Below are 4,555 nucleotides of genomic sequence, written 5' to 3'. Positions count from 1 at the left end.
CATCAATACATCCGGATCCAGCAGTTTGCGGATAGGGGGAATCAGCGAACCGCCCCCCAGCCCCAACACCAACACCCGGCGGAACCGGGCCGGTTCGTGCAGCAAAGCCGGCAACCACAGCAAATCCCACACGCTGCCAGTGAGCAAACGTTTGGGGTGAAACTCTGAATGCTGAACGCCGTTGGCATACAGCCGCAAAGTCTGCCCCGCGCGCCTCACCTCGTAGCGCACGCCGTCCTGTTGCGTTTCCCAGATCAATGCCACCGATTATTTTTCCAGCGTCAGGGTCAGCCCGGTCACGGCGCCGTCCACTTTGGATTCTTTCAGGTACACCCGGGACTGCTCAATCTGGAACTGCTGCACCAGCGTGGCTTTGGCATTTTCCGAACGCAAACGCGCCAGCTCCACCAGCTGTGCCTTATCCACTGAGGGCGCCTCTGCGGTGACCATGGCATCCCAGGCACTGCGCGCCAGTACACTGTCACGCTCATCGTCATCCTCGGGCAGCGGCGCGCTGACCAGTGTTTCCACATCGCGGTCATAGTCAGATTCGTAACGGCGGATCAGCTTGCGGCGCCATTTCTTTTCCAACACGGCCGCATCAATACCCGGCCAGTCATCACCGGCCACATCGTCCCCAATCGCCTGATCGGCAAGCGCGGTGCGATCTTCTGCACTGACGGTACCCACCAGCCCGATGTGCAGGTGCGGCTTTTCAGTGAGCACCTTGGCCAGGGCCTGCAAGGAACTGGAGGTTTGCGGCCCCACCTCGGCGGTGCCGGGGTCGAACACAATAGTCTCCAGGTTCTCGCCACCGGCCAGCCCGGCCAGCACGGAGAACGGCGCCGTGGCCGCCTTGACCACAATGTTGGTCAGCACTTTCAGAATCATGCCGCTGACACTGAAGCTGGGATCATCCAGGTCACCGGACATTTTCACCGGCAAGGTAATTTCACCGGAACGACTACGCAGCACCGACAGGCCCAGTTTTACCGGCGCCCTCACCGCTTCATCACTGGGCACTTTTTCGCCCAGATAGAACTGGTCCGCAAGAATGTCGGAGACACTGTTCAGATGGTTCTTCTCAACGGTGACTTCGGTATCCACCCCCAGCTGCCCCTTCTCCACCTTGTACCCCAGGTACAGGCCGGTATAAGGCGTCAGGCTGGTCATTTCATAATTGTTCAGCGACACCACCATGTCCGTAGACAATGGCTCCGGGGACAAACGCCCCTTGATGGAAAACGGTGCATAGCGGTCCACTTGCGCACTCAGATCCAGCCTGGCGGTGCTTCCCGGACGGGTATCCAGATTGCTCACCGTGCCAGCCAGCTGATACAAGCCGATACGGAAATTGGGGCTCAGGGACAGGTCTTCATGGCGTACCTGGCTGCCGATCAGACGCACGCGGTCCACCGTCACTTGCCAGGGTTGGGACGAAGACGAAGATGAAGCGCTCGACGAGCCGCTCCCCGACGGCATCGCGGCCTCAATACGGGTAGACGCATCCCGCCCCTGGGCGTCCACCTGGTGCAGCATGTCCATGCCGGTCAGCCCGATTTCGCCGACGCGCACCCGCTGTGCGGCGGTGTCCAGCGACAGCTTGCTCACCTGTACCCTGTTGACCTTGATAAGAGGTCGACCGCCTTCCAGCAAATTGAAACCGGCCATGCTGGCGCTGCCATTCACGGTAATATCCGGGCCATCGCCTTTCACCGCAGACTGCAAATCCAGATCCAGCTGACCGCTAGCCACTTTCAGCGGCGCTTCACGCTCCAGCCAGGGCGACAACGGCGCCAACGGCAGCCCGGCCAGCGCTGCCTTGGCGGTCACCGACAACGGCGCCAACTGGCCCTCACCGGAGTGCGTCAACGCGCCTTGCTCCTGAATCTGGGCCTTGCCCTCCCAGGTAAAGGTGGCTTCTTCACCCAGGATGAGATTCTTCAGCGTGAATTCACCCTCGGTCAGGCTCACCGTTTGCGGCGGATTCAAGGTACGGTCAGTGAAGCGGAACGTATTGCCATCCACTTTCAGCGTTCCCAGATTCGTCACCCAAACCGTTTCGGCCTCTTTAATTCGATCGGCCGCTTCCTGCGCTTTTTCCTTCACTTCCTGTTTGCGCTGCTCCGCTTCTTCCGGGTCCACCGGCAGGAACAAGGTGGCGAGATCCAGCCCGTCGGCAGCCAGGACCGCATTCACTTCAGGCTGGCTGAGGCTCACCTCCGGCAAGGTGATTTCCTGCTTCTCGCTGTCCACGGCAATTCCCGTCACGGTCAACGCTGGCACGCTGACACTGGGCACCTCTTCACCGGGTTTCTGAATCTGCAATGCACGCAAGGTCAGCTCACCATTGCTCACTACCACCCGGGTGCCCGGCTCCGTGGTGAACAGGTAATCTGTCTGCAGATCCAGTTCACCGGATGGCACGGTAAAACGCACCTCGTCACGGGCCAGTTTTGCCAGTGACACCAGGTCCACTTTCTCAATACTCAAGCGGCCCTGGGCCAGAAAGGGCGAGAATTCAAAGCGCCCATCCCAATCGAATGCACCGCCATCCGGCCCCTCCAAGCGAATGGCATAACCGTTCTGGTTTTCCCCTTTCGCGACAGTGGAAAAATTGGTCACCGTAAAAGCAACCGGCAGCACCAATTGATGAGGTTCCTTGCCCGCCGCTTCGGTGTAGCGCAAATCACCATTGGTCAGGGCCAATGCACCCACAGAAATATTGGGCAATGCGCCATCGTCCTCCGCAGCTGGCTCAGGCTCGACGTCATCGGCACTGTCCGCTAATTGCGCCTCTATATGCGCAATCACATCGTCAAAGTTGAAAACAGAACCCGGATTGCGCTGGGCACGCACCGTCAAACCATCAAGATCCACCTGCCTGAAGTGCCAACTCCAGCGAAACAGCGACGACATTTCGAAATTCACATAAAGCTGGTTGAGCCCCAACAGGACATCAGTTTGTTCATCGTTGATGGTGAACCCGTTCACCGTGGCACTCAACGCCAGTGGATTGATCTTCACCTCGCTGATCACCACTTCACGGCCGGTCAACTCGGCCAGCGCATCGCGGGCATTGTCACGCACCAGACCGGGAGCAACAAAAAAGCCCAGCAGTACGTATAACAGATAGAGGCTGACCAGAATGAACAGTGTCTTGATCTTCCAGCTACTGCGCTTCCATGCCTGTGTGACTTTCACGCCCGTCCCCTCTCACTGATGCCGCTGATGTTGAAATCCTGACGCCATGGTAGCAGTTGGGCCGGGCCGTGGCGCCCCAAAACCCATTGCAGCGCTCCCCCGGCTGTGGAGAATGTGGCCATTGATTTCAGGAGCCCGCCCCATGAGTAATAACTACCTGCTGAACATGTACGAAAAAGCCTTGAAGCTGCCCGCCGGTCGCAAGCTTTTCTCCATGGTCTTCAGCCGCAAAGCACCGTACTTCGCGACTATCACGCCCACTATCTCTGAATTGCGTCCGAATTTCTGTGAGGTTACGTTTAAGAAACGCAAAGGGGTGGAAAACCACATCCAGACCGTCCACGTCATCGCCATCTGCAACGCACTGGAGTGCGCCATGGGCGCCATGGCCGAAGCCTCCGTGCCCAAGCACCTGCGCTGGATCCCCAAAGGTATGAACGTGAACTACACCGCCAAGGCCACTACCGATATCACCGCCACCGCCGAAGCCAGCCCGGAAGACTGGAAGCCCGGTAACCTGCCTGTGACGGTAAAAGCCATGCGCGATGACGGCACCGTGGTGGTCGAAGGCACCATCAACCTGTGGATTAGCGAAAAGCCGCAGAAGTAAGGCCAGCGCCCTTCCTGTCCCCGGTCACAACCCGGCTTCTCTCGACCTGGCTTCACCCTTCCTGCCGTTGCGGTACACTGGAGCCGGGATAGAAGGGGACAAGAATAATGCTAATCGTACCAATTGGTGACAAGGACAGTCGCCGCACCACACCGTGGGTCTGCATTCTGCTGATCCTGATCAACACCCTCATTTACGCCTGGACCACCCACCGTGATTACCAGCGTGACGAACCACTGACAGCAGAACAGGAAAGCCGGCTGGCAGACCATGAGGCCTCCCTGCTGCTGCAATGGTTGATGCACAAGGACAGCAACCGCTACGCCGATGCCATCGCCATGGATAGCCGTGGCCCGGATCTAATGTGGTCATTCGGCTGGTATGACAGGGAATTCGCACTCTATGTGCAGCAGCAGTGGCAACAACAGCCTCCCCCTACTCAATGGCGGAACCTGCGGCAGAAGCTGGATAGCTGGCTGGCTGACGACTCCACCATGCGATGGGGGCTGATCCCCAATGAAATGAGCCTCACCACCCTGCTAAGCTCTCAGTTCATGCACGGCAGCTGGTTTCATCTGCTCGGCAATATGCTGTTTCTGATTGTCTTCGGCATCGCCATGGAGCGCCACTGGGGCAGCCTGCGCTTCATCGGCGCGTACTTGATCAGCGGCGTTGGCGCCGCCTTGCTGTTTATTGCCAAAGACCCACACAGTGGTATCCCGCTGGTCGGTGCCTCCGGCG

3 protein-coding genes and 1 pseudogene are annotated in these 4,555 nt (G+C 58.7%); 2 read left to right on the top strand and 2 right to left on the bottom strand.

The window, feature by feature from the left end:
* Together A3754_RS15525 and A3754_RS15520 are read right to left on the bottom strand one after the other, a co-directional pair.
* Positions 1-264 (bottom strand): annotated as a pseudogene (locus A3754_RS15525) (hypothetical protein); the annotation flags it as partial.
* Between the two features lie 3 nt (positions 265-267).
* Positions 268-3,204, bottom strand: a complete 2,937-nt coding sequence (locus A3754_RS15520) for a DUF748 domain-containing protein (RefSeq protein ID WP_063520434.1) — start codon at positions 3,202-3,204, stop codon at positions 268-270.
* A gap of 142 nt (positions 3,205-3,346) precedes the next feature.
* On the opposite strand from A3754_RS15520, the gene A3754_RS15515 reads away from it, so the two are divergent.
* A complete protein-coding gene (locus A3754_RS15515; RefSeq protein WP_063520433.1) occupies positions 3,347-3,814 on the top strand; it encodes a hotdog fold domain-containing protein in 468 nt (155 codons plus the stop codon).
* A gap of 107 nt (positions 3,815-3,921) precedes the next feature.
* Positions 3,922-4,555, top strand: a 634-nt coding sequence (locus A3754_RS15510) for a rhomboid family intramembrane serine protease (RefSeq protein ID WP_156497018.1), incomplete at its 3' end; no start/stop codon positions are given.

This window comes from Alcanivorax sp. HI0083 (assembly GCF_001635175.1).
This window is presented reverse-complemented; position numbering and strand designations above follow the sequence as displayed.

Bases quoted from the DNA above. Each gene is read 5' to 3' on its own strand.
- A3754_RS15515 (WP_063520433.1), top strand. From the start codon at position 3,347: ATGAGTAATAACTACCTGCTGAACATGTACGAAAAAGCCTTGAAGCTG.